This window comes from Salinibacterium sp., from assembly GCF_031364185.1.
Taxonomy (GTDB): domain Bacteria; phylum Actinomycetota; class Actinomycetes; order Actinomycetales; family Microbacteriaceae; genus Rhodoglobus.
Genome location: NZ_JANLVV010000310.1, coordinates 1 through 1,214, shown reverse-complemented (window position 1 = coordinate 1,214; position 1,214 = coordinate 1). Strand labels below are relative to the sequence as shown.

Below are 1,214 nucleotides of genomic sequence, written 5' to 3'. Positions count from 1 at the left end.
GGAAGCCGACAGCGATCCCTTGAACGAGTCTGGGGCGATGACAATAGTGAGCGGCATGGGTTGCTCCTTCAGCGACCGAACTCCAACGAGGCTATCGCCGCCTGCGCCTCCGCCCGTCAACTACCTCCCGGCGCCACGGTGCTCCGCGAGACCCGGCAAATGGTCGGTGCGCCAGCTCACTACCCAAAATCTGCCGTATCTCGACGCGCGCTAGATCGAAACGTGCTCGAATTCGCCAGCTAGTGCTGCCTTTCGAGGTTCTCCGGTCGCATCGCCGCGGTGTCGGCCTCGTTGATGCGGGTGACGCCGTCGGGTTCTTTCTCGGCTGTGGTTCGTGGCATTCTTCCGGGGCTAGCGCTGAGACCGAGAGGGGAAGTCCTCGACAGTTGCGGCGCTTCTGCTCGGCGCTTCCGTGAATCGTTCTGGTAGCTCAGCACAGTAGTTGGATTGATCTACAGACATGCTGAGGTGTTAGCGGTGATCGCTACACGAGGCCGCGCGAGCGCCCGCGCCTACCGTCGGGCGTAGTGGCGGTTCCGCAGCCCGAGCACGGCTCCGCCGATGAGTGCGGCGATGAGCGAGCCCAGCAGCACGCCCACCTTGACGACATCATCTGTCTGGCTTCCGGCACCGAAAGACAGTTCCCCGACGAGCAGCGAGACGGTGAATCCGACGCCGGCGACAAATGACATTCCGATGATGTCGATCCACTTCAGCGACGGGTCAAGCCCCAGCCCCGGTAGGCGAGTGATCAGGAACGTGGTTGCCGTGATTCCCAGCGCCTTACCCAGCACGAGGCCACCGATGATGCCGAGCGCGATGGTGTTCTGCACGGATGAGATGAGGCCATCCACACCGCCGATTGCGACTCCGGCCGCGAAAAATGCGAATATCGGCACCGCGAATCCGGTGGAGATCGACCCCCATCGGTCGGCGAAATGAGCCGCAAGGCCGTCGAAAACCGGCTGGCCGTCAACATCCTTTCCGACTTCGACCCTGGCTCTCCTGCTCGCGACAACGGGCACAACGAAACCGAGCACTACCCCGGCGACCGTGGCGTGAATTCCGGATGCGTGAACCAGCGCCCACGTGATGATGCCCAGAGGCAGCAGAATCCAGATGCTGCGGATGCCGCGGTTCACGGCGAGTGCGAAGAGACCGAGTGGCACCAACGCCAGCAGCAGGGGCAGGGGGTCGAGGTCATCCGTGTAAAA

At 62.9% G+C, this 1,214-nt stretch carries 2 protein-coding genes; one reads left to right on the top strand and one right to left on the bottom strand.

Going from position 1 to position 1,214, the window contains the following annotated elements; all coding sequences use genetic code 11:
• The coding region (locus tag RMN95_RS13490) for a hypothetical protein (protein ID WP_309617425.1) at positions 1 to 243 on the top strand (243 nt) is incomplete at its 5' end.
• Between the two features lie 269 nt (positions 244 to 512).
• Here RMN95_RS13490 and RMN95_RS13485 read toward each other — a convergent pair.
• The coding region (locus RMN95_RS13485) for a Na+/H+ antiporter NhaA (RefSeq protein ID WP_309617424.1) at positions 513 to 1,214 on the bottom strand (702 nt) is incomplete at its 5' end.